This is a genomic window from Streptomyces sp. NPDC052016 (assembly GCF_044548445.1).
GTDB lineage: Bacteria > Actinomycetota > Actinomycetes > Streptomycetales > Streptomycetaceae > Streptomyces.
In genome coordinates this window covers 26,675-49,783 of record NZ_JBIUBX010000013.1, presented here as the reverse complement: position 1 = coordinate 49,783, position 23,109 = coordinate 26,675, and the positions used below count along the sequence as shown (strand labels likewise).

Annotated in this window: 13 protein-coding genes and 1 pseudogene; 7 read left to right on the top strand and 7 right to left on the bottom strand. The window is 75.4% G+C overall.

What is annotated here, in order from left to right:
* Nucleotides 1–361: 361 nt before the first annotated feature.
* Entirely contained in the window at nucleotides 362–760 is a 399-nt protein-coding gene (locus tag ACIHAR_RS17735) for a hypothetical protein (protein WP_400020258.1), read from the bottom strand.
* Here ACIHAR_RS17735 and ACIHAR_RS17730 point away from each other — a divergent pair.
* The 6 genes from ACIHAR_RS17730 to ACIHAR_RS17705 are packed head-to-tail and all read left to right on the top strand — an operon-like array spanning nucleotide 759 to nucleotide 16,018.
* The gene (locus ACIHAR_RS17730; protein ID WP_400020256.1) at nucleotides 759–8,039 is read left to right on the top strand and encodes an SDR family oxidoreductase; all 7,281 of its coding nucleotides are present in this window, start codon (nucleotides 759–761) and stop codon (nucleotides 8,037–8,039) included. The genes ACIHAR_RS17735 and ACIHAR_RS17730 overlap by 2 nt on opposite strands.
* Before the next feature lie 56 nt (nucleotides 8,040–8,095).
* Entirely contained in the window at nucleotides 8,096–12,667 is a 4,572-nt protein-coding gene (locus ACIHAR_RS17725; RefSeq protein WP_400020421.1) for a beta-ketoacyl synthase N-terminal-like domain-containing protein, read from the top strand.
* Nucleotides 12,664–12,981 (top strand): acyl carrier protein, encoded by a 318-nt coding sequence (locus tag ACIHAR_RS17720; protein ID WP_365467898.1) that lies wholly within the window; start codon nucleotides 12,664–12,666, stop codon nucleotides 12,979–12,981. Before ACIHAR_RS17725 ends, ACIHAR_RS17720 begins: the two co-directional genes overlap by 4 nt.
* A gap of 3 nt (nucleotides 12,982–12,984) precedes the next feature.
* Nucleotides 12,985–13,797: an alpha/beta hydrolase gene (locus ACIHAR_RS17715; RefSeq protein ID WP_365467896.1), complete on the top strand. Its 813-nt coding sequence runs from the start codon at nucleotides 12,985–12,987 to the stop codon at nucleotides 13,795–13,797.
* Nucleotides 13,794–14,951 (top strand): glycosyltransferase, encoded by a 1,158-nt coding sequence (locus ACIHAR_RS17710; RefSeq protein ID WP_400020253.1) that lies wholly within the window; start codon nucleotides 13,794–13,796, stop codon nucleotides 14,949–14,951. The genes ACIHAR_RS17715 and ACIHAR_RS17710 overlap by 4 nt, the downstream gene beginning before the upstream one ends.
* On the top strand, nucleotides 14,951–16,018 hold the full coding sequence (locus tag ACIHAR_RS17705) for a class I SAM-dependent methyltransferase (protein WP_400020251.1): 1,068 nt from the start codon (nucleotides 14,951–14,953) through the stop codon (nucleotides 16,016–16,018). The genes ACIHAR_RS17710 and ACIHAR_RS17705 overlap by 1 nt, the downstream gene beginning before the upstream one ends.
* Nucleotides 16,019–16,491: 473 nt before the next feature.
* Here ACIHAR_RS17705 and lhgO read toward each other — a convergent pair whose 3' ends face one another.
* From lhgO to ACIHAR_RS17690, 3 genes and pseudogenes are all read right to left on the bottom strand, one after another.
* Nucleotides 16,492–17,700 (bottom strand): L-2-hydroxyglutarate oxidase, encoded by a 1,209-nt coding sequence (lhgO, locus tag ACIHAR_RS17700; RefSeq protein ID WP_400020419.1) that lies wholly within the window; start codon nucleotides 17,698–17,700, stop codon nucleotides 16,492–16,494.
* Complete coding sequence (locus ACIHAR_RS17695) at nucleotides 17,693–18,004, bottom strand: aldehyde dehydrogenase family protein (RefSeq protein ID WP_400020417.1); 312 nt, start codon at nucleotides 18,002–18,004, stop codon at nucleotides 17,693–17,695. The genes lhgO and ACIHAR_RS17695 overlap by 8 nt, the downstream gene beginning before the upstream one ends.
* An 80-nt stretch (nucleotides 18,005–18,084) precedes the next feature.
* Nucleotides 18,085–18,306 (bottom strand): annotated as a pseudogene (locus ACIHAR_RS17690) (hypothetical protein); the annotation flags it as partial.
* Nucleotides 18,307–18,525: 219 nt separating this feature from the next.
* Here ACIHAR_RS17690 and ACIHAR_RS17685 point away from each other — a divergent pair.
* Complete coding sequence (locus ACIHAR_RS17685) at nucleotides 18,526–19,305, top strand: MBL fold metallo-hydrolase (protein ID WP_400020249.1); 780 nt, start codon at nucleotides 18,526–18,528, stop codon at nucleotides 19,303–19,305.
* 177 nt (nucleotides 19,306–19,482) lie between these two features.
* Here ACIHAR_RS17685 and ACIHAR_RS17680 read toward each other — a convergent pair whose 3' ends face one another.
* The 3 genes from ACIHAR_RS17680 to ACIHAR_RS17670 form a co-directional block, all read right to left on the bottom strand.
* Complete coding sequence (locus ACIHAR_RS17680) at nucleotides 19,483–20,814, bottom strand: MFS transporter (RefSeq protein WP_400020247.1); 1,332 nt, start codon at nucleotides 20,812–20,814, stop codon at nucleotides 19,483–19,485.
* A 249-nt stretch (nucleotides 20,815–21,063) separates the two neighbouring features.
* Complete coding sequence (locus tag ACIHAR_RS17675; protein ID WP_365467882.1) at nucleotides 21,064–22,014, bottom strand: catechol 2,3-dioxygenase; 951 nt, start codon at nucleotides 22,012–22,014, stop codon at nucleotides 21,064–21,066.
* Nucleotides 22,011–23,087, bottom strand: coding sequence for a 4-oxalomesaconate tautomerase (locus tag ACIHAR_RS17670; RefSeq protein WP_365467930.1), 1,077 nt, complete (start codon nucleotides 23,085–23,087; stop codon nucleotides 22,011–22,013). Before ACIHAR_RS17670 ends, ACIHAR_RS17675 begins: the two co-directional genes overlap by 4 nt.
* Nucleotides 23,088–23,109: the final 22 nt, after the last annotated feature.

Genomic DNA, 23,109 nt, shown 5'->3' with positions numbered 1-23,109 from the left:
GAGCCAGGGCCGGCCGGTGAGTGGTCGAGCCGGGCCCGGGTGAGGAGCGGCCTCGGCGAGTACGGGGCTGAGCACCACACCCCCGGGCGACCTGTCGGACCCCCGGGTGAGGTGTCGGGCCCCGGATGACGTGTCGGGCGCGACGGCGGCTCGCGGTGACGGGGCCCGGTGACGGGGCCGGGGCCGGGGCCGGTGACGGCGACGGAAGCGCGGAGGCTCGATGGGCGCGAGCGTCTCGGCGCCCTGCCCGACCGGCTGCGCCGCGACGTCAAGACCCGCAGTCGCCCCGGCCGGTCCGGCAGAACCCGAAGGCGCCGCGACGGGTCCGGCCGCATCCCGGCCGCCTCCCAGCCCCTTCCGGTCAGTCCACGACCGACAGGCGGAATTTCCCCGCCACCCATGCGCCGCCGTGAATGCACTCGCCTTTCCGGACATGCAACCCAAAGGAACTCATTTTCCGAGGTAATGCCTGTTTCAACAATGCCCGAAGGCGACGAACAGGGTCACGCCGGAAGTAATTGATCCGTTTTTCTCCACCCGCGGCCGTTCCCGCCCGGCTGACCGAATCGGTGCGTCCCCGCAGGGCGACCGACGGTTCAAACGTTGACCAGTCAGTAACAACGCCACTACCTTCGACGCGTTCGCTCGAGCGCTCTCTGGTCGGCGTTCCGCGGTGATCCCTGCCCGCTGGAATCCGGTGTGCCGCCTTTGCTGTCCCGAACCCCCCACCGTGCAGTTTCACCTTGATTCGGAGAATCATGACGTCCGCTGTGCGTTCCGAGGACATGATCATCGGCATTACCCCGTTCGGCGAACCCGATGCCGGGCTCGCCCTGGCGGTCGGCCGGGCCGGCGCGCTGGGCGTCCTCGATCTCGGTGCCGGCGACCGGGGAACGCGTGAGGCGCTGGCCCGGCTGTGCCGCGCGTCCCCGGGCGCCTTCGGCATCAGGATCGGCCCCCGCTGCCGGATGTCCCCCGCCGACCTCGCACCCGCCGACCTCGCACGCGGCGGTCCGCGCACGGTGGTCCTGGCGGCGGACGCGCCCTGGCCGGTCGCCCAGGTCGCCGCCGGACACCGGGTCCTGGTGGAGGTGACGGATCTGGCGGGTGCGCGGGAGGCCGCCCGGGCCGGTGCGTACGGGGTGATCGCGCGGGGCAGCGAGTGCGGCGGCCGGATCGGCGAGCTGAGCACCTTCGTCCTGCTCCAGCAGTTGCTCTCCGCCCCCGACCTGGCGCTGCCGGTGTGGGCCTGCGGCGGGATCGGCCCGCGCACGGCCGCCGCCGCGGTGGCCGGCGGTGCGGCCGGGGTCGTCCTCGACACCCAGCTCGCCCTGCTGGCGGAGTCCGCGCTGCCCGAGTCGGCGGCCGCCGCGCTGCGCACCCTGGACGGCTCGGAGACCGTCGTGCTGGCCGGACACCGGGTCCTGGCCCGCCGCGGCCCGGACGCCCCGCGAGTCCCCGAGGGCGCCGGGCCCGAGGGGGTCGCGGCGGTGCTGGGCGCGCAGGATCCGCGCACCCAGCTGCTGCCGGTGGGCCAGGACGGCTTCCTCGCCGCCCGGTTCGCCGACCGCTGGGGCGACGTACGGCGGACCGTGCGGGCGTTGCGGGACGCGGTGCGCGAGGCGCTGCGGGCGGACGCGGCCGTACGTGCGCTGGGCGCCGACGCGCCGATGAGCCGGGCGCTCGGCACCCGGCTGCCGGTGGCGCAGGGGCCGATGACACGGGTCAGCGACGGGGCCGCGTTCGCCGCGGCGGTCGCCGCGGACGGGGCACTGCCGTTCCTCGCGCTGGCGCTGGCGGACGGCGGGCGGACGCGGGCCATGCTGGCGGAGGCCCGGGAGGCGCTGGCCGGCCGCCCCTGGGGGGTGGGCGTGCTCGGCTTCGCGCCGGAGGACGTACGGGCCGCCCAGCTGGAGGCCGTACGGGAACTGCGGCCGACGCACGCGATCATCGCGGGCGGCCGGCCATCCCAGGCCCGGGCGCTGGAACGGGACGGCATCCGGACCTTCCTGCACGTGCCCTCGCCGGGGCTGCTGCGGCAGTTCCTCCAGGCGGGGGCGCGCCGGTTCGTGTTCGAGGGCTCCGAGTGCGGCGGGCACGTCGGGCCGCGCGCTGGCTTCCCGCTGTGGGAGGCCCAACTGGCGGTGCTCGAGGACTGGTCGGCCGGCTCCGACGCCACGGGTGTCGAGGTCTTCTTCGCGGGCGGGGTGCACGACGAGCGGTCGGCGGCGATGGTGGCCGCGCTCGCCGCGCCCTTGACCGCGCGCGGGGCGGCCGTCGGCGTCCTGATGGGCACCGCCTACCTGTTCACCGAGGAGGCGGTGGCGCACGGCGCGATCCGGCCCCTCTTCCAGCGGCAGGTCCTGGCCGCCGACCGCACCACGCTGCTGGAGTCGGCGCCCGGTCACGCCACGCGCTGCGTGCCCAGCCCGTTCGCCGCCGGGTACCGCGAGGAGGAGGCCCGGCTGCGCGCGGAGGGCGTGCCCGACCGGCGGATCTGGGAGGAGCTGGAGCGGCTGAACGTCGGCCGGCTGCGCATCGCCAGCAAGGGCGTGACCCGCGACGCCGACGGCGCGCTCGCGCCCGTCGACGAGCGACGCCAGCTCGCCGAGGGGATGTTCATGGCCGGGGAGGTGGCCGTGCTGCGCTCGGCGACCACGACGGTCGCCCGGCTCCACGCGTCGGTGACGGCCGGTGCGGCCGCGTTCCTGTCCCGGCGGGCGACGGAGCCGCGCACGCGGACCGAGGCCGCGCGGCCGGAGGCGCCCCCGCCGCTCGACATCGCCGTCGTGGGCATGGCCTGCATGTTCCCGCAGGCACCCGACCTGGCCACGTTCTGGGCGAACGTCGTCGGCGGCCACGACGCGGTCACCGAGGTGCCTCCCGAACGGTGGGACCCGGCCGTGCACCACGGTGAGGCCACGCCGTCGAAATGGGGCGGCTTCCTGCCCCCGATCCCCTTCGACCCGCTGCGCTACGGCATCCCGCCCGCGTCCCTCGGCAGCGTCGAGCCGGTCCAGCTGCTGTCCCTGGAGGCCGCCCGGCGCGCCCTGGAGGACGCCGGATACGGCGACGGGGAACGGGACTTCGACCGGTCCAGGACCTCGGTGGTTTTCGGCGCGGAGGCGGGCAGCGACCTCTCCAACGCGGCGACGCTGCGGGCGGTGCTGCCCTCGTACTACGGGAAGGTCCCGGAGGGCCTCGCGGACCAGCTCCCCCGGCTCACCGAGGACTCCTTCCCCGGCATGCTCGCCAACGTGATCTCGGGCCGGATCGCCAACCGGCTCGACCTCGGCGGCGCCAACTACACCGTCGACGCCGCCTGCGCCTCCTCGCTGGCCGCCGTCGACGTGGCCTGCAAGGAACTCGTCGGCGGCACCAGCGACGTGGTGCTGTGCGGCGGCGCCGACCTGCACAACGGCATCAACGACTACGTCCTCTTCTCCTCCGTGCACGCCCTGTCCCCCACCGGCCGCTCCCGCGCCTTCGACGCCTCGGCCGACGGCATCGCTCTCGGCGAGGGCGTGGCCTGCGTCGTCCTCAAGCGGCTCGCGGACGCCGAACGCGACGGCGACCGGATCTACGGCGTCATCAAGGGCGTCGGCTCCTCCAGCGACGGCCGCTCCCTCGGCCTGACCGCGCCCCGCCCCGAAGGGCAGCGGGCCGCGCTGGAGCGGGCCTACCGCAACGCGGGCGTCTCCCCGGCCGATGTCGGGCTCGTCGAGGCGCACGGCACCGGCACGGTGGTCGGCGACCGCACCGAACTCCGCGTCCTCGGTGAGGTGTTCACCGCGTCCGGCGCCCGGCCCGGCGCCTGCGCGCTCGGCTCGGTGAAGTCGCAGATCGGGCACACCAAGTGCGCCGCGGGCCTGGCGGGCCTGATCAAGACGCTGCTCGCGCTGTACACGGGCGTACGGCCGCCGACGCTGCACCTACGGACCCCCAACGCCGCCTGGGACGCGGACAGCCCGTTCGTCTTCCACACCGAGGCCCGGCCCTGGGCGGCGCCCGCCGCGGAGCGCCTCGCCGGGGTCAGCGCGTTCGGCTTCGGCGGCACCAACTTCCATGTCGTCCTCAGCGCCCACGCCGACGGCGTGCCGCCCGTGCGGATACTGGACGCCTGGCCGGCCGAGCTGTTCCTGTTCCGGGGCCGCGACGACCAGGCGGCGCGCCGCGCTGTGGACGACCTCTTGAAGGCCGCCGAGGCGGAGGGACGGCCGTGGCGGCTACGGGACCTGGCCCTGGGCGCGGCCCGCCGCGCGGACGCCGGCGGGGACCCGGCGCGGTGCGCGGTGGTGGCGACCGACGTCGACGACCTGGTGGCGAAACTCCGGCGGATCCTGACGGACCCCGACGCCCATGATCCGGCCGCGGGGATCCACCTGGCGGGCCGGCCCGCCGAAGCCGCCGGGCCGGCCACCCCGCCCGGCGCCGATCCCGACGGCCACGCCGCCGCCCGCACCGGCCCCGGCGCGCCGACCCCCGCCACGAACGCCAGAACCCGCACGCCCACGGCAGCCGGGGCCACCAGGTCCGGCACCCCGTCCGACGGGGCACTCCGTACCCCACCGCCCGCGCGCACCCCACCGGCCACCTCCGTCACCCCACCGGTCACCTCCGTCGGCGCCACCGACGCGCCGACCGTCGGGAAGGTCGCCTTCCTCTTCCCCGGGCAGGGGAGTCAGGGCACCGGCATGCTCGGTGAGCTGTTCGTCGCGTTGCCGGAGCTGCGTGCCTGTCTGGAGCTCGGACGTGCGTATGCGGACGTGATGTACCCGCCGGCCGCGTTCGACGGCGCGGGGCGCGAGCGGCAGCGGGACGCGCTGACCGACACGCGGGTGGCGCAGCCGGCGCTCGGCGTCGCCGGGCTGGCGGCGTACGCCCTGCTCACCGCCGCCGGCGTCCGGCCCGACATGGCCGCCGGCCACAGTTACGGCGAGTTGGTCGCCCTCTGCGCGGCGGGAGCCCTCGCACCCGAGACGCTGCTGGAGCTGAGCTCCGAGCGGGCGGCGGCGATCCTCGAGGCCGCCGCGTCCGCCGGGTCCGGGGAGGAACCCGGGAGCATGGCCGCCGTCTCGGCCGGCGCCGAGGAGGTGGTGCGGGCCCTCGCGGCCTCCGGCGCGCCGGACTCCGTCGTCGTCGCCAACCGCAACTCGCCCCGCCAGACGGTGGTCTCGGGGCCGTCGGACGCGATCGCCGACGCCGTACGGCTGTTGCGCGAGGCGGGCCTCGCTTGCAAACGCCTCCCGGTGGCCTGCGCCTTCCACAGCCCACTGGTCGCCGGCGCCGGCGACCGGTTCGCGCGGGCGCTCGCGGCCCGCCCGGTGTACGCGCCGGAGTTCCCGGTGTGGGCCAACCGCACGGCCGCCCCCTACGCCCCCGACGCCGACGCGGTACGGGCCGAGCTCGCCGCCCAGATCGGCGCCCCGGTCGCCTTCACCGAGCAGATCGAGGCGATGTACGAGGCGGGAGCCCGCGTCTTCGTCGAGGCCGGCCCCGGGTTCGTGCTGACCCGGCTGGTCGGGCAGATCCTCGGCGACCGCCCGCACACCGCGGTGGCCTGCGAGCCCCGCCCCGGCAGCGGTCTGCGCGGCTGGCTCGACGCCCTGGCCCGGCTCGCCGTCGCGGGGCTGCCAGTGCGCACCGGCCGGCTGACGCGCGGACGGGACGCCGTCGACGCGCTGCGCACGACCGCGCCGAAGCGGCCCGGCTGGACGGTGGACGGGCAGCTCGTCCGTACCGCCTCCGGCGCCCTCCTTCCCGGTGCGCTCGCACCGGCCCGACGCGTCGTGGAATCCCGGGAGACCACTGTGACGACCGACCCCTCGCACGGCGTCCCGACCGACCCCTCGCACGGCGTCGCGGCCGACCGGGACGCGCTCGTCTCCGAGTTCCTGCGCACCAGCCGGGAGATGATCGCCGCCCAACGGGACGTCCTGCTCACCTACTTCGGGGCCGCTCCCGGAGCGACGGTCGCCCAGGCCGTGCCTTCGCAGGCGCCCGCGCCACACGCGGTCCCGGTGACCTCCGTACCTGCCGCGGCGGAAGGAGAGCCGGAGGCGGCGCCCGCCTCCCCGGCGCCCGCTTCCCCACTGCCCGCCTCCCCGGCGCCCACGGCGTCCACGGGTCCCGCCGACGTCCGGCAGGTCGTCCTGGAGATCATCAGCGAGCGCACCGGTTACCCGGTCGACATGATCGAGCCCGACCTCGACCTGGAGGCCGACCTCAGCATCGACTCCATCAAGCGGGCCGAGATCGCCGGGGAACTGGCCAGGCGGCTGGGCGCCGCGGGCGGCGCGGACCTCACCTCGCTGGGCGACGCCGAGTTGGAGGAGCTGGCGAAGGCGCGCACGGCCGCGGCGGTGACCGACTGGCTCACGGCACGGCTGGGAGCGCCGGCCGGGCAGGAGCGGTCCACCGGGCGGCCGCCCTCCCAGGACCCCACCCCGACCCCGGCCACAACACCGGCACCGGCACCGGCACCGGCACCGGCACCGCATCCCACACCGGCATCGGCGAAAGGCCCAGCCCCCGCCCCGGCACCGGTCACCGAGGAAGTCGCGGGTGAGCCACCCCGCCGCCACGTCCTGCGCCCCGTCCCCCTCGAGGTCCAGGACGACGCCCCCGCCGCGCCCGCCGGCGCCTCCGTCCTCTCCGGCACCCGCTGGACCGTCCTCGGCGACGGTCCCGAAGTCGCCGCCCGTCTGCGGGCGTCGGGCGCCGACGTCGTCGTACGCGCCCGCGACCACGAGCCGACCGACGCGGACGGGCCCGTGGACGGCGTGCTGTACCTGGGCGCGCTCGCGGACGGTGAGGACCCGCTGCTGCCGGAGGCGTTCCCCGTGCTCAAGGCGGCGCTGGCGCGAGCCCCGAGGTGGCTGCTGGCCGTGCGGCCCGCCCAGGGCGCGGCGCCGGACCCGCGCGCGGCGGGGCTGCGCGGGCTGTTCCGGACGGTGGCGCGGGAGTACCCGGAGACGGTGGCGCGGGTCGTGGACCTCGCCGACGTCTCGCCGTCCGCCGTCGCGGACGCGGTGATCGCGGAGGCGGTCGCGCCGGACCGGACGCCGGTGGTGCTGCGCACGGCGGCCGGACGGCACGGGTTCGCGCTGGTGGAGGAGCCGCTCGGCGCGCTCGGCAGCGCGGGTGCGGGGCCGGCCGGGGACGGTGCCGCGGAGGCCGCAGCGCTGGGCCTGGACCGGGACTCGGTGGTGGTGCTGGCGGGCGGGGCGCGGGGCATCACCGCGCAGTTCGCCGCGGCGCTCGCCGGTGCCGCGCGCTGCCGCCTGGAGCTGCTGGGCCGCACGCCCGCACCGGACGGCCCCGAGGACGCGGACACCGCCGCCGCGCGCACCCCGCAGGAGCTGCGCGCGGCGCTCGCCGCTCGCGGCGGCCTGAAGCCGGCCGGGATCCAGCGCGCCGCCGGACTCCTGCTGGCGCAGCGGGAGATCAGGGCGACCGTGGAGGAGCTCACCGCGCTCGGCAGCCGGGTCCGCTACCGCTCCGTGGACTTCCGGGAGCCCGACGCGGTGCGCCAGGCGGTGAAGGAGATCCACGCCGAGCACGGCCGCCTGGACGGCGTGGTGCACGCGGCCGGCGTGATCGAGGACCGGCTGATCGCCGAGAAGACCGCCGAGTCCTTCCAGCGGGTCTACGGCACGAAGGCGACCGGCGCCCACGCCCTGCTCACGGCGCTGGAGGAGTTGCCCGCCCTGCCCGCGTTCACGGTGCTGTTCGGCAGTGTCTCGGCCGTCCTGGGCAACCGCGGCCAGGTGGACTACGCGGCCGCCAACGACGCCCTGGAGACGCTCGGCGCGGCCTTCGCCGCCCGTACCGGGCACCGCGCGCTGACCGTGCACTGGGGTCCGTGGGCGCCCGCCGCCGGTCACGGCGGCATGGTCGGGGCGGAGCTGGCCCGCGAGTACGCCCGGCGCGGCATCCGGCTGATCGACCCCGAGGAGGGCACCGCGGCGCTGCTGCGGGAGCTCGCCTGGGGCGAGGAGTCCGCGACCGCGGTCGTCTACACCGCTTCGGGCTGGTGACGGCCTCCGTGTCGACCGCGCCCACGACGTCCGCCCCGCCCTCCGGCCCCGGCGGCATGACGGGCTGTCAGAACCCGGTCGCCATCGTCGGGATGGCGGTGCTGCTGCCAGGAGCCGGGGACCTGGGGGCGTACTGGCGGAACCTGCGGGACGGTGTGGACGCGATCGGCGAGGTGCCGGACGGGCGCTGGGACGCCGGCTACTACCGTCCCGGCACCGCCTCCGACCCGGCCGTCGCCGACCGGGTGTACGCCCGGCGGGGCGGGTTCGTGGACGGGCTGGCCCGGGTGGAGGTCACCCGGTTCGGGATCATGCCGAACTCGGTGGCCGGGACCGAGCCCGACCAGCTCATCGCCCTGCACGTGGCCGCCGCCGCCCTCGACGACGCGGGCGGCGCCGACCGCCTCCCCGACCGGGGGCGGACCGGCGTCGTCCTCGGCCGGGGCGGCTACCTCACCCCCGGCCTGGTCCGCCTCGACCAGCGGGTGCGCACGGCGGGCCAGCTCGTGCGCACCCTGGGCGAGCTGCTGCCGGACCTGACCACCCGCCAGCTCGACCGGATCCGCGAGGCGTTCACCGAGCGGCTCGGCCCCGACAGCCCCGAGTCGGCCATCGGACTGGTGCCCAACCTCGCCGCCTCCCGGGTCGCCAACCGGCTCGATCTGCGCGGTCCGGCGTACACCGTGGACGCCGCGTGCGCCTCGTCGCTGGTCGCCGTCGACCACGCGGTGGGCGAACTCGTCTCCGGGCGCTGCGACGTGATGCTCGCCGGGGGCGTCCACCACTGCCACGACATCACCCTGTGGTCCGTCTTCTCCCAGCTGCGCGCCCTCTCCCCCAGCCAGCGCATCCGTCCCTTCCACCGGGACGCCGACGGCATCCTGATCGGTGAGGGCACGGGGGTGGTCGTCCTCAAGCGGCTCGCGGACGCGCAGCGCGACGGCGACCGGATCTACGCGGTCGTCCGGGGCACGGGGGTGGCGAGCGACGGCCGGGCGGCCGGTCTGGTCAGCCCCGATCCGGCCGGCCAGGCACGGGCCGTGCGGCAGGCCTGGCGGGCCGCCGGGCTCGACCCGGCCGCGCCCGGCTCGATCGGACTGCTGGAGGCCCACGGGACCGCGACCCCGGCCGGGGACGGTGCCGAACTCGCGACGCTGGCCGAGGTGTTCGGGCCCGGGGACGGCGAGGCCGTGCTGGGCTCGGTCAAGTCGATGATCGGGCACACGATGCCCGCCGCCGGGGTGGCCGGTCTGGTCAAGGCCGCGCTCGCCGTCCACCACGGCACGCTCCTGCCGACCCTGCACTGCGACGACCCGCACCCGGCGCTGGCCCGCACCCGCTTCCGCACGCTGGAGAGGGCCGCGCCCTGGGAGACGACCTCCGGTCAGCCGGTGCGGCGGGCGGCGGTCAACGCGTTCGGGTTCGGCGGGATCAACGCGCACGTGGTGCTGGAGGAGGCGCCGGACGCCCGTACCCCCGCACGGCGTCACGCGGGCCCGGAGGGCACCCGGGCCACGGGGGTCCCGGACACGAGAGGCGCAGCGGCCACGGGCGTCGCCTCGGTCACGGAGCCCGAGGCCGTGCTCCTCCTCGCCGCCGGCTCCCCCGACGGCCTCGCCGCCCTCCTGGACGCCGACGACACCGCCGTACGTGCCGCCGGACTCGCCCCCACCCACCCGCACCCGGACGCGGGCGGCGCCCGGCTGGGCATCGTGGAGCCGACCGCCAAGCGGCTCGCCCTGGCGCGGCGCGCCGTCGCCCAGCGGCGTGCCTGGCACGGCCGCGGCGACGTCTGGTTCCGGCCGGGCCCCCTGCTCGGCGCCGGCGGGGGGAAACTCGCGTTCCTCTTCCCCGGACTGGAGGGCGACTTCACCCCGCGGGTCGACGACGTCGCCGCGCACTTCGGCCTGCCGCCGCTGGTGGTCTCCGAGGACCGGGTGGGCGACGACCGGGTCGGTGACATCGGCCGGCACGGCCTCGGTGTCGTCGCCGTCGGCCGCCTCCTCGACGCCGCGCTGCGCCGGACGGGGATCGTGCCGGACGCGGTCGCCGGGCACAGCGTCGGCGAGTGGACGGCGATGGCGGCGGGCGGCCTGTACGCGGGGGACGAGGTCGACGCCTTCATGGCGGCCTTCGACCCGGACACGGTGACCGTGCCGGGCCTGGCCTTCGCGGCGGTCGGCGCCCCGGCCGAACAGGTGCTGGCGGCCCTGCGCGAGGAGGGCTGGGCCGAGGCGGGCCTGGTGCTCTCCCACGACAACGCGCCCGGTCAGTCGATGGTGTGCGGCCCGGACACGGCGGTGGAGGACTTCGTGCGGGCGCGGCGCGCGCGGGGTGTGCTCGGCCAGGTCCTGCCGTTCCGGTCCGGCTTCCACACGCCGATGCTGGAGCCCCACCTCGGGCCGATCAAGGAGGCGGCGGACCGCTTCCGGCTGCACCCGCCGCACACCCCGGTGTGGTCGGGCACGACCGCCGCGCCCTTCCCCGACGACGAGGCGCAGGCCCGGGCGCTGTTCGTCCGGCACCTGCTGGAGCCGGTCCGTTTCCGGCAGCTGACCGAGGCCCTGTACGCGGCCGGCCACCGGGTGTACGTGCAGGTCGGCCCCGGCCGGCTCGGCTCCCTCGTCGGTGACACCCTCGGCGGCCACGACCACGTGGTGGTCGCCGCCAACTCTCCCCACCGCTCGGGCCTGGCCCAGCTCCGCCGGGTGGCGACCGCGCTGTGGGCGGCCGGCGCCCCGGTGGCGCCCGCCCTGTCCCGGACCGCCCCGGCCGCCGTCCCGCGGGCGGCGCCGCGGCCACCGGTGCGGCTCGACCTGGACGGCGCCCTGGTGTCCCTGGCGCCCGCGCGCCTGGCCGCACTCCGCGCCGAGCTGCGGCCGGCGGCCACCGTGGGAGCCCTCGCCCCGCTCGACGCCCTCGCCGCGCACTCCCCCGTCGCCGCCGAACTCGGCGCCCTGCTCCAGGACACGGCGGACACGGCCGCCGCCCTCCTGACGGCACGGGCCTCCGGCACGGCGCCGTCCCCCGCCCGGGTGCGGAGGACCCCGCCGCCTCCCCCGGCCCCCGCTCCTCGCCGCACCACCGTCCGCGTCTCCCCGGACACCATGCCGTACCTCCTGGACCACTGCTTCTTCCCGCAGCGGCCCGGCTGGCCGGACGTGGCCGACCGGTGGCCGGTCGTCCCGGCGACGACGATCGTGCAGCACATCGTCGACACGGCACGGGAGGCCGCGCCCCGACGGGTGCCGGTCGCCGTGCACGGGGCGCGCTTCGAGGAGTGGCTCACCGCAACGCCCGCCGTGGACGTCCCGGTGACCGCGACCCCCGAGGGCCCGGACCGGCTGGCGGTCTCCTTCGGCCCCCGGGCCCGGGCCACCGTGGAGCTCGCCACCGCGTATCCGCCGCCGCCCGCCCCCTGGCCCGCGGATCCAACCGGCGAGCGCGTCCCCGACCACACCGCCGCCCAGCTCTACGACGAGCGCTGGATGTTCCACGGGCCGGCGTTCCGGGGCGTCACCGAGCTCACCGCGCTCGGTGACCGGCACGTGCGGGGCGTGATCACGACCCCGGCGGCACCCGGCGCCCTGCTCGACAACGTCGGCCAGCTCCTCGGCTACTGGATCATGGCGACCCGCACGGAGCGGACGGTGGTGTTCCCGGTCGGCATGCGGGAGATGCGCTTCCACGGACCGCACCCCGCCCCCGGCACCGAGGTGGCCTGCCTGGTGCGGATCACGTCCCTCACCGACACCGTCCTCGAGGCCGACGTCCAGCTGACCGTCGACGGCACGGTGTGGGCGGAGCTGTACGGCTGGCAGGACCGCCGCTTCGACAACGACCCGACGACCCGTCCCGTCGAGCGCTTCCCGGAACGCCACACGCTCTCCGAGGCCCGGCCGGGCGGCTGGTCGCTGCTGCACGAGCGCTGGCCGGACCTGGCCTCCCGCGAGCTGATCATGCGCAACTCGCTGGGCGGCGCCGAGCGGGCACGGTACGCCGAGCACGGCCCGCGCGGCCGCCGGCAGTGGCTGCTGGGCCGGATCGCGGTGAAGGACGCCGTACGGCGGTGGCTGTGGGACCACGGCGAGGGCCCCGTCTTCCCGGCGGAGCTGCGGGTGCGCAACGACGAGGCGGGCCGCCCGTACGTCACCGGCGTGCACGGCCGCGTCCTGCCCGACCTGGACGTGTCGCTGGCCCACCGTGCGGAGGCGGCCGTCGCGATCGTGCGGTCCCACACCCCCGGCCCGGGCCCCGGCATCGACATCGAGGAGGTCACCGAGCGCACCCCGCAGGCCGTGGCGACCGCCCTCGGCGAGGCCGAACGGCGCCTGATGCGGGACCTGCGGGCCGCCGGCGGCGAAGCGGAAGCGCTCTGGTTCACGCGTTTCTGGACGGCGAAGGAGGCGGTCGCCAAGGCGGAGGGCACCGGATTCCGCGGCCGGCCGCGGGACTTCGCCGTGCTCGACGCGACCGCGGACGGCGGCCGGCTGACCGTGTCGGGCCGCCTGGAACGCGCCTACACCGTGCACTGCGCGCCCGCCGCGAATCCGCCCGGCCTGCCGGCCCGGACGTACGTCGTGGCCTGGACCACCGGACCCATCCCAGCGAAGGAGTACGGCCGATGACCCCCCACACCCCCGTCACCGCGGACGAGGAGACCGTCCTCGCCGACCTCAGGGGCATGCTCGCCCGCCTCCTGGACGACGAGTACGGCCTCGACGACGTCGAGATCGGCATGGGGACCACCTTCAACCGCGACCTGGAGCTGGAGAGCATCGACCTGGTCACGCTGGCCGGAATGCTGCGCGAGCGGTACGGCGACCGGGTCAACTTCGCCGAGTTCCTGGCCGGCATGGAGTTCGACGAGATCATCGAGCTGACCGTCGGACGGCTCGTCGCCTACGTGGTGACCGGCCTGAAGGCGGCGGAGGCGAGCTGAGCCATGGCGATGGTCGACACCGGCGCCGTCCGGTTGCACGTGCAGAGGATCGGCCCCCGCGCCGGCCGGCCGGTCACCGGCACCATGGTGCTGGTGCACGGCCTGCTCACCGACAGCCTGGCCAGCTACTACTTCACCGTGGCGCCCGCGTTCGCGGCCGCCGGTCTCGACGTCGTCATGTACGACCTGCGCGGTCACGGCCGCAGCGCACGCCCCGCCGACGGCTACACCCTGGACGACGGCATCGACGACCTGGAGGCGCTCCTCGACCGCCTGGCGGTGACCGGCCCGGTGCACCTGGTGGGCAACTCCTACGGCGGCACGGTCGCGTTCGGCTACGCCGCCCGGCACCCGGAGCGGGCGGCGAGCGTCAGCCTCGTCGAGTCCGAGCCGGCCACCGCGGCCTGGGCGGAGAAGCTGGGCGGCATCCTGCGCCGGGTGGTCACCGAGCTCGCGTACAACGAGCGCGACGCGATCGCCTGGATCACCGCCCACCGGAGTCACAACACGGCCCGGCTGGCCAGGGGCGCGGCCCGGCTCGCCCGGGAGACCACCCTCGGCCGGGACATCCCGGCCAGCCGTGTGCTGACGGAGGACCAGATCCGCGCGGTGCGCTGCCCGGTGCTCGGCGTGTACGGCGGCGACTCCGACCTCGCCGGCCTCGTGCCGTGGCTGGAGTCGTCGCTGCCGGACTGCCGGACCGTGGTCGTCCCGGGGCACGAGCACTCGGTGCTGGTGGAGGCGGCGGGGACCGTGGGCGGTCACATCCTCGGGCTCGTGCTGGGCACGGAGCGGGCCGCGGCGGAGGCGCGGTGAGCCGGTTCCTGTTCGTCGTGCCGCCGTTGACCGGGCACATCAATCCGGCCGTCGGCGTCGCCGCCGCACTGGCCGGACGCGGGCACCGGGTGGCGTGGGTGTGCGCCGACGCCGGGCTGGTCCGGCGGCTCGCGGGTGAGGGCGCCGAGGTGTTCGCGTGTGCCGGGGCCGTGGAGGGCGGCAGGCCGCCCGAGCTGCGCGGGCCGGAGGCGTTGCGGTTCCTGTGGGAGTGGTACCTGCTGCCCCTGGCCGAGGCGATGGCGCCGGGGGTGCGGGCGGCGGTCGAGGAGTTCCGGCCGGACGTGGTGGTCGCCGACCAGCAGGCCTTCGCGGGGGCGCTGGTCGCGGAGCGGATGGGGGTCGTGTGGGCGACCTCGGCGACCACCTCGGCCGAGTTCACCGATCCGCTGGCCGGGCTGCCCAGGGTCCGGGAGTGGCTCGACGGGCGGCTCGCGGAGCTGCGGGCCGCGATCGGAGATCCGGCGGGCACCGCGGACCCGCGGTTCTCCCCGCACCTCGTCCTCGCGTACAGCGCACGGGAGCTGGCCGGGGCCGCCGCCGGTGATGTCCGCTGGGTGGGCCCCTCGATCGCGGCCCGCCCGTCCCTCTCCGGCTTCCCCTGGGAGTGGCTCGACGCCGGCCGCGCCACGGTGCTGGTGACGCTCGGCACCGCGAACACCGACGTCGGCGGCCGCTTCCTCGACGTGTGCCGCGCCGCGCTGCGCGAGCGGGCGGACCGGATGCAGGGAGTGATCGTCGACCCGGGCGGACTCCTGGGCGGCCCGGGCGACGACAAGGACGTGCTCGTGGTGCCCTCCGTACCCCAAATCGCCCTGCTGGAGGGGGTGGACGCGGTGGTCTGCCACGCCGGGCACAACACCGTGTGCGAGGCCCTGTGGCACGGGGTCCCGCTCGTGGTGGCGCCCGTCCGCGACGACCAGCCGGTGGTGGCCGGGCAGGTCGCGGACGCGGGCGCCGGGGTGCGGGTGCGGTTCGGCCGGGTCACCGCGCGGCGGCTGGGCGCCGCCCTCGACACCGTGCTCGACGAACCCGCCTACCGGGTGGCGGCCGGCCGGATCCGCACGGCGTTCCGCGCCGCGGGGGGCGCCCCCGCCGCGGCGGACCATCTCGACGCACTGGCCCGGGAGTTGTGATGAGCGACGACACCAAGCCCGCCGAGCGGATCGCCGCGCTGCGCCCCGGCTACCGGGCCGACCTCGCGGCCGGCCCGGACCGCTTCTTCGAGCCCCGGCGCACCACCTGCCCCTGGTGCGGCTCGGACCGGCTCACGACACGGCTGCGCACCACCGACCTGCTCCAGCACAAGCCGGGCCGTTTCGTCCTGGACCGGTGCGGGGGCTGCGGGCACACCTTCCAGAACCCCCGGCTCAGCGCGGCGGGCCTGGAGTTCTACTACCGGGACTTCTACGACGGCCTCGGCGAGAAGAAGCTCGGCGACACCTTCGGCGGGCGTACGAAGATGTACCGCGGGCGGGCCGAGTCGATGCTGCCGCACGACCCCCGCCCGAAGATCTGGCTGGACGTCGGCACGGGGCACGGCCACTTCTGCGCGGCCGCCCGGGAGGTGCTGCCGGGGACGACGTTCGACGGGCTCGACTTCACCGACGGCGTGGAACTCGCCGAGCGGGAGGGCCGGGTGGCGCGCGGCTACCGGGGCGGCTTCCCGGAGCTGGCGCCCGAACTGGCCGGCCGCTACGACGTCGTCAGCATGTTCCACTACCTGGAGCACAGCACCGACCCCGAGCGCGAACTGCGCGCCGCCCACGGGGCGGTCCGGCCCGGCGGGCACCTTCTCGTCGAGGTGCCGGATCCGGAGAGCCGTTACGCCCGCCTGCTGGGCCGCTGGTGGCTGCCCTGGCTCCAGCCGCAGCACCTGCACTTCGTGCCGGTGGCCAACCTGTGTGAGCGGCTGGCGGCGCTGGGCTTCACGGTGGTGGCGGAGCAGCACGCCGAGCCGCACGACCCGGTGGACCTCCTGGCCGCCGTCTGGCTGGCGCTGGACCACGCGGCGCCGCGCGAGGACGCGCCGTGGCTGCCCGAGCCGCCGAGCGCGCCGCGGCGGGCCCTGCGGGCCGCCGTGCTGATCGCGGGCGTGCCCGCGCTGGTCGCGGCCACCCTGCTCGACCGGTTCGCGGTGCGGCCGCTGGCGCACCGGCTGGGCGTGTCCAACGCGTACCGGATCGTGGCCCGGCGCGAGTGACCCCCGCGCACCCGCCGACCGGAGACGGGGGGCCGGGGTCGGAAGCCCCGGTCTCCCGGCCGCTCCGCGCGGGTGCGGGCGAGCGTTCCGCGGGGCGCGAGGGGTGGTCACACCCGCCCCGGACCGTGCCCGACGGCGTTGCCCGGCCGCCGGACATCGCCCCTTGACCACGTCCTCCTCCAGGCCCACCTGACGGCGCTGGTCCCCGGCCCGCTGCGCCACGGCGTATCCCCTCCGTGACTCGCCGCCGGTGACGGGTTCGCACGCGCGTGCTGGCTTCGGCCCGCCCGTCAACAGGAATCCTGATGGTCGACGGCTCGGCTCGAGAACGGATCCCGTTTGTCCCTCCTGGCCGGACCGGCGGTGGCCACCCGCGCCACCAGGACGCTGCAGGGCCTCACCCGGCCGGCGAGCCGCCGCTCCGGCGGCCCCGGCTCGTCGTTGCGTGAAAGTGCGCTGTACGCAGGGCACTTTCAGGTTGCGGAGGCGTTCTTGAACACGGCGTCGGCGATGTGCTCGGCGATCGCCATGGACGCCGTCGCGGCCGGCGAGGGCGCGTTGCGGACGGCGGTGATCCGCCCCACCCGGTGGATGCGGAAGTCGTCCACGAGCGTGCCGTCCCGGTCCAGTGCCTGCGCGCGGACCCCCGCCCCGCCACGGACGACGTCGCGGACGCCGACGCCGGGGACGTACAGCCCGGCGTCCCGCATGAAGGCCGCCGCGGAGAAGGACCCGCGGTACTCCTTGACGCCGGTGCGCCAGTGCTGGGCCGCCATCCTCCAGGCCCCCGGGTAGGCGGCGAGGCCCAGCAGGTCCCGCGGGGAGATACTGGTCCGGGTGTAGCCCTCCCTGGCGAGGGCCAGGACGGCGTTCGGGCCGACCTCGACGGAGCCGTCGACCCGGGGTGTGAAGTGCACCCCCAGGAAGGGGTAGCGCGGGTCCGGCACCGGGTAGATCAGGCCGCGCACCAGGTCCGTCCGGTCCGGTTTGAGCAGCATGTACTCGCCGCGGAACGGGATGATCCGCGGCTCCCGCCGGTCCTGGGCGAGCCGGGCGACGGCGTCGGACTGGAGGCCCGCGCAGAGGATCAGCCGGTCCACGCGCACCCTGTGCTGTCCGGAGGCGACCTCGATGCCGCCCGGCACGGTGGTGACGCCGGTGACCGGGAAGCCGAGCCGCACCTCCCCGCCGGAGTCGACGACGTCCTGGGCGAAGGAGCGGGCGATCGCCGGGTAGTCGGTGATCGCGGTGCGCGGCGAGTGCAGGGCGGCGACCCCGCCGGCGTGGGGCTCGATCTCCCGGATCTCCTCCTTCGAGATCCTCCTGAGGTCGGGCACGTGGTTGTTCCTGGCCCGCTCGTAGAGGCCGTCCATCCGGCCCAGTTCGTCCTCGCGGACCGCGACCACGAGTTTGCCGATCTCCCGGTACGGCAGCCGGCGGTCCTGGCAGTACTCCCGCAGCAGCGCGACCCCGCGTACGCACAGGTCGGCCTTGAGGCTGCCGGGCGTGTAGTAGATGCCGGCGTGCACCACGCCCGAGTTGTGGCCGGTCTGGTGGAGCGAGACCTCCCGCTCCTTCTCGAGGACCACGACCCGGGTGCCGGGCCGGCTCAGGGCGATCTCGCGCGCCGTGGCCAGCCCCACGATGCCCGCGCCGACGACGCCGATCGTCTCGTCAGCCATCGGCATCCTCCTCTCTCGTGTTGCCGCTCCCGCTCGAACAGGCCCCGAAGTGGACGGCGACCGTCTTGACGCGCGTGGAGAAGCGCGGGACTTCCTCGCCCTGCTCCCCGGCGGTGCCGGAGTCCCGGAACCCGCCGAACGGCAGGTGGACGTCCCAGCCGGTGGTGGTGTTGACGGCGACCTGCCCGCACTCGGCCGCGTCGGCGAAACGGTACGCGCGGGACAGTTCGCGGGTGAAGACCGCGGCGGCCAGCCCGGAGCCGGAGTCGTCGACGGCCTCGACGGCCGCGTCGAAGTCGGGCACCGCGCGCAGTGCGAGGACCGTCCGAGGACCTCCTCGGGCCAGATCGCCGTCTCGGGCGTCACGCCGGCGAGCACGGTGGCCGCACGGAGCAGCCCTGCGCCGGTTCGCCCTCGGTGTCGGCCGTGCCGCCGGTGAGGACGGTGGCGCCCTGCTCCACAGCCCCGGCCAGGTGGGCGAGGACGCCGTCGCGCTGCTTGGGGCCGGCCGGACAGGGGGCACAGGGTGGTCGCCGGGTCGCTGCCCGGGGCGATCGTCAGCGCCTCGACCTCCTCGACCAGCAGCCGGGCGAACTCCTCGTACACCGGCTGCTCGACGATCACCCGGCTGGTGGCGGTGCACCGCTGGCCGGTCTGGCTCGGGCCGTGTGACGCGGACGTGCACCGAGACGGGCAGGACGGTGGAACACCTGTCGGCGGAGGACCAGATGGGCTCGGACGACTGACCGCGGGGCCCCCGAACGGCCTTCAACGGCCGGAAGATTCAGCCGCCGACACCGGTGGAACGGTCTAGCGTGTCGTGCCATGCGACTCACGGTTCTCGGCGGCTGCGGGGCCTGGCCCACCGCTTCTGAGGCGTGCAGCGGTTACCTCGTGGAGCACGAGGGTTTCCGCCTGCTCGTCGATCCCGGTTACGCCGTCTTTCCCCGCCTGCTCAGGTACGGCACCGCCGAAGCGGTCGACGCCGTACTGGTCAGCCACGGGCACCCCGACCACTGTGCCGATCTCCACCCCCTGCTGCGTGCCCGGGCGTTGAGCGACGCTCCGCCCGCGCCGCTGCCGCTCCACGCCCCGCACGGCGCCCTGGACGCCGTCCTGGCCCTCGACCGGCCGGACATGCTCGCGGGCGCCTACCGGCGCCACGACTTCACCCCGGGCGACCGTTTCGAGGTCGGCCCGTTCACGGTCTCCACCCGGCTGCTGCCGCACCACGTGCCGAACGCGGGCTTGCGCATCGCCACCCCCGACGCCGTGCTGGTCCACACCGGCGACACCGGTCCCGGCGACGCCGTGCCCCGCCTCGCCGACAGCGCCGACATCTTCCTGTGCGAGGCGACCTACGTCCACCGGGTCCCCGAGGCCGACGCCCCGTACCTGCTGACGGCAGACCTGGCCGGCCACTACGCCGCGCAGGCCGGGGTCGCCCGGTTGCTGCTGACCCACCTGTGGCCGGGCACGGACCCGTCCCTGTCGCACGCGGCCGCCGCCGAGCGGTTCGCCGGTCCCCTCACCGTCGCGTCCCCGGACCTCACGCTGGACGTCGGCACGGCAGCGGTGGGCCACAGCCCGCGCCGGCCCGCCTGACCGCGGCAGCAGCACGGGCCTGGGACGCGCCATCCGGTCGGGACCGTCCCACCCGCCCGCCCGCGAACGCCGGACGCCGGCCCCGCACCTCCCTCGTGCGGTGGCCGGCGTCCGACCTGCGCCCGGGCGACCGGGCAACCCCTGACCGGCTGCTCGTCCGCCCGGCTGCCCAGTTGCTCAGTGCGCGGCCAGTTGCTTCTCCTGCGCGCTGTCCTGGCCGCCGGCCGGCTTCGCGCCGCGCAGGGCGGCGATGCCGATGAACACCATGGAGGAGACACCGGCGAGCGCGAACGCCGTGAAGCCCCAGTCGCCGTGGTTCGCGGCGAGCAGCTGGCCGCCGAGCCACGGGCCGAAGACGGCGCCGAAGCGGCCCATACCGGAGGTCCAGCCGACGGCGGTGGCCCGGTTGTCGGGGTTGGAGCGGATGGAGACCGTCGCGTAGATCATCGTCTGAGCGCTGTTGAGGAAGACGCCGGTAAAAAAGACAACGATCATCGTCAGGGTCATCGGCATGTGAACGCTGAGCAGGAAGACGCCGGCGGCGGTCAGCGCGAACCAGATCGCCGAGATGCGCGGGGCGCCGAAGCGGTCGGCGGCCCGGCCTGCGACCAGCATGCCCACGATGCCGCCGAGGTTGAAGACGACCACGAAGGACAGCGCGGAGCCCAGCTCGTAGCCCTCGGCACGCATCAGGGTGGGCAGCCAGGTGGCGACGCCGTACACCAGGAGCAGGCCGCCGAAGGAGGCCAGCCAGTACAGCAGGGTCTGGATCCACTCGCCGCCGCGGAAGAGGTTGACCAGGTTGGTCCAGCGGTCGGCCGCGCCCGCCTTGCCGGCCTTGGCCTCGGGCAGCTCGACGTCGTAGCGGGCGGCGAGCGCACGGGCCTCCTCGGTGCGGCCCTTGGCGACGAGGAAGCTCAGCGACTCCGGCAGGAACTTGGCGAGCACCGGCGCGAAGAGGATCGGCAGCACGCAGACCCAGAACGCGGCGCGCCAGCCGACCGGCTCGACGAGCCACTTGGCGACGTAGGCGGAGAGGATGCCGCCCGCGTGGTGGGCGGTCATCAGCAGGCCGATGACGATGGCGCCGCGGCCGCGCGGGGCGTAGTCGGAGACCATGCTGATCGCGGTGGGCAGGAGACCGCCCAGGCCGATGCCCGCCACGGTCCTGCCGAGGCCGAAGACGGCGACGCTGTCCGCGATCGCGCACAGACCGGAGGCCAGCGAGAAGAGGGTCACGCAGGCGACCATCAGCTTCTTGCGGCCGATCCGGTCGGCGACCGTGCCCGCGGTCAGCGCGCCGACCAGCATGCCGAAGGTGGCGTAGCTGCCGAGGTCGCCGGCCTGGTCCGGGGTGATCCCGAAGGTCTTCGTCTCCAGCAGGTGCGGCAGCACCGAGCCGTAGATGAACATGTCCAGGCCGTCGAAGAGGACGGCCAGCCAGCACAGGCCGACGACCAGGAGGGCCAGTCTGCTGCCGCGGGCGGACAGAGCGGGGGAGGAGGACATCGTTGTTTTCCTCTCGTCCAGGAGACGTTCCCTGGAGGGGGACTCATGTGAGGGGCCCCCGCAACTCGAGCGAAGTCGAGAGCTCGGGGGAGGGTCGACGCGGCTCGTGCGGCTGACCCCGTGTGCGCTAGACGCTAGGGACCCGCCCCGAAAGAGTCAACGCTTTTGTCAACAATCTCATCAACGATATGGAGACGGGGAGGGGTGGGTACGCACCGCCGTGCGCGCCCACCCCCCGTCTCCGGCCGTCTAGGCAACCGGTGGCGTTCCGTGCGTGTGGAACGACTCGATGGTCTTCAGGCCCCAGGCCTGCCCCTTCTTCCGCTCCTCCTCGGTCCAGGTGATCAGCGGCCAGTCGGGCGCCAGCACCAGCCGGGTGAGCGGGTTGCACAGCTCGATCCGGTTGCCGCCGGGCTCGTAGACGTACAGGAAGAACGTCTGCTGGATGGCGTGCTTGTGCGGGCCCGTCTCGATGAACACGTGGGCGTCGATGGCGAGGTCGGCCGCGCGCAGGATGTCCTCGCGGGTGTCGGTCGCGAAGGCGATGTGGTGCAGCCGCCCGCTGGAGCCGGTCCAGTCCGAGGTGTAGACGACGTCGTACGACTTGTTCGTGTACGTCAGCCAGCGTGCCGCGATCTTCCCGCTGTCGAGCCGGATCTGTTCCGTCGGCCGGGCGCCGAGGACGTTCTGCTGGAACTCGGCGTTGGCGAGGACGTCCGCGGCGAGGAAGTTGACGTGGTCCAGGCGCCGTACGCCCACGCCCCGGTTGGGCTTGGCCTGCGGCTGGTTCTTCAAGGCGGGCCTGAGCGCGTCGGGGGCCCGGTAGTGCTCGCTCTCCCAGTACAGCGCGTGCTCGTGGCCGTCCGGGTCGGTGGTGACGTAGAGCTTGCCCAGGCCCGGCTCGTCCTCCACCCAGCGGCCGGTACCACCGGCCTCCTCGACCGCCCCGACCCGGCGCTGGAGGGCCTCCTCACCGGAGGTGCGCAGCGCGAGCCGGCCGAGGCCCGGCTGGTCGCGGGCGGTCAGGACCAGGCTGTGGTGCTCGTAGTCGTCGAAGGTCCGCAGGTAGACCGTGTCGCCGTCCTGCCCGTTGACGGTCAGCCCCAGGTAGTCGGTGAAGAAGCCGACACTCGCGTCCAGGTCCGGGGTGAAGAGCTGGGCGTGGCCGATGTGGGCGATGTCGCCGAGCGGCGGAGTCATCGTTGACCTCCTTGAGGGTGCGGGGGGATCGGTGCCGTCTCGGCGGACCGGGGGAACACGGTGCCGTCGAAGATCTTGCGGGCCGTGCGGACCACGGCGGTGCGGCGGGCGGAGGGCAGCCCCTCGGGGGTGCTGCCGAGGCTGCTTTCGACGTCCAGGAAACCGGTGGGGTGTTCGATGCGCACGCGGTCACTTCCGGACGTGAGCCGTGCGAGGTCCGCGCCCACGCTGCCTTCGATCCGCAGGCCGGCGGCGACACTGGCCGCGCCGAGCACCCCGATCGAGGGGTGGCAGCGCACGGGAATGAAGGTGCGGGTGCTGATCGCGCCGCCGGCACGGGGTGGGGCGAGCAGCGTGAGCTTGGGCACGGTGGCGTCCGGGACGTCCCCGAGGCCCATCAGGCGGCCCGCCCGCAGGCGGATCCCGCGGAGCCGGTCGGCCAGTTCCTCGTCGGCCTCGAGTTCGGCGGGCGACTCGTAGCCGGTGACCTTGAGCGAGGTGGCCGCGGCGAGGACGGTCGGCATGCCGTTGTCGACGCAGGTCACCTGCACGCCGTCGATCTCGTCCCGCACGTTGCCGGTGGGCAGCAGCGGGTTCGCGCCGGGCGGGAACTCGACGACCACGGGCGCCGCCGTCCCCGGTACGCCCGAGATCTCGGCGTCCCCGGTGTAGTCCACGCGCCCGCCCGGGGTCGGGAAGGTCGCCGTCGCCAGGTCACCGCTGTTGACCATGCGGATGCGGACGGAGGTCTCCTCCTCCCCCGCCGCCACGAGCCCTCGCTCGACGGCGAACGGGCCGACGCCGGCCAGGATGTTGCCGCAGTTCTGACGGCCGCTCACCTCGGCCCTGTCGACGGCCACCTGAAGGAAGAGGTAGTCGACGTCGGCGTCCGGGTGGGCCGAGGGCGAGACCACGGCGACCTTGCTGGTGAGCGGATGGGCGCCGCCCAGGCCGTCGATCTGGCGGTCGTCGGGGCTGCCCATGACGCGCAGCAACAGGTCGTCGCGCGCGGCCGGTTCGGGGGGCAGGTCGCCGGCGAGGAAGTAGGCGCCCTTGGAGGTGCCGCCCCGCATCAGCAGGCAGGGCACCTCCTCG

What these genes read in the sequence shown, in the direction of transcription:
- ACIHAR_RS17730 (WP_400020256.1), top strand. Translation starts at nt 759, where the DNA reads ATGACGTCCGCTGTGCGTTCCGAGGACATGATCATCGGCATTACCCCG.
- ACIHAR_RS17735 (WP_400020258.1), bottom strand. Translation starts at nt 760, where the DNA reads ATGATTCTCCGAATCAAGGTGAAACTGCACGGTGGGGGGTTCGGGACA.
- ACIHAR_RS17725 (WP_400020421.1), top strand. Translation starts at nt 8,096, where the DNA reads ATGACGGGCTGTCAGAACCCGGTCGCCATCGTCGGGATGGCGGTGCTG.
- ACIHAR_RS17720 (WP_365467898.1), top strand. Translation starts at nt 12,664, where the DNA reads ATGACCCCCCACACCCCCGTCACCGCGGACGAGGAGACCGTCCTCGCC.
- ACIHAR_RS17715 (WP_365467896.1), top strand. Translation starts at nt 12,985, where the DNA reads ATGGCGATGGTCGACACCGGCGCCGTCCGGTTGCACGTGCAGAGGATC.
- ACIHAR_RS17705 (WP_400020251.1), top strand. Translation starts at nt 14,951, where the DNA reads ATGAGCGACGACACCAAGCCCGCCGAGCGGATCGCCGCGCTGCGCCCC.
- lhgO (WP_400020419.1), bottom strand. Translation starts at nt 17,700, where the DNA reads ATGGCTGACGAGACGATCGGCGTCGTCGGCGCGGGCATCGTGGGGCTG.
- ACIHAR_RS17685 (WP_400020249.1), top strand. Translation starts at nt 18,526, where the DNA reads ATGCGACTCACGGTTCTCGGCGGCTGCGGGGCCTGGCCCACCGCTTCT.
- ACIHAR_RS17680 (WP_400020247.1), bottom strand. Translation starts at nt 20,814, where the DNA reads ATGTCCTCCTCCCCCGCTCTGTCCGCCCGCGGCAGCAGACTGGCCCTC.
- ACIHAR_RS17675 (WP_365467882.1), bottom strand. Translation starts at nt 22,014, where the DNA reads ATGACTCCGCCGCTCGGCGACATCGCCCACATCGGCCACGCCCAGCTC.
- ACIHAR_RS17670 (WP_365467930.1), bottom strand. Translation starts at nt 23,087, where the DNA reads ATGCGGGGCGGCACCTCCAAGGGCGCCTACTTCCTCGCCGGCGACCTG.